Annotated in this window: 1 protein-coding gene; it reads left to right on the top strand. The window is 64.4% G+C overall.

The window, feature by feature from the left end; translation table 11 throughout:
• Positions 1–37 precede the first annotated feature (37 nt).
• Positions 38–393: hypothetical protein (locus tag HJA_RS17650; RefSeq protein ID WP_155840112.1), on the top strand; the 356-nt coding region annotated here is incomplete at its 3' end.

Below are 393 nucleotides of genomic sequence, written 5' to 3'. Positions count from 1 at the left end.
GACCGGTGTGAATGCGGATCTGTTCAAGCAGCCGGAGATGATTTCGAAAACAGTGAAGCGCCGCGTCTCGGCGGAGCTGAAACGCCTCGCCGTGCTGCTCCGCCGTCTGATCTTTCTCATGGCGCTGCAGGTGGAGCTGGCGCCCCTGGTGCCGCGCCCGGTGAGCAATTATTTTGAAAAGGCAGAGGGTGAAGCGAAGCCGCGCAAGGCGTTCTTCTCTGTGCTGCCGACGCCTGCGAGTGAGGCGCCCGACTTCTTGCACGGTCCGATTACCGTGCCGATGCGAGGCGCCGTGCCCGCTGCGCCCCTGATCGCCCGCTGGGAAGCGATGCTCGATACGCTGAAATACCGCCAGCGCCGCGCGAAATGCCTCGCCCGCACGATCCAGCGCTG

This window comes from Hyphomonas jannaschiana VP2 (assembly GCF_000685215.1).
Classification (GTDB): Bacteria; Pseudomonadota; Alphaproteobacteria; order Caulobacterales; family Hyphomonadaceae; genus Hyphomonas; species Hyphomonas jannaschiana.
Note: the sequence above shows the minus strand (reverse complement) of the source record. Positions and strands in the feature narration are given on the sequence as shown.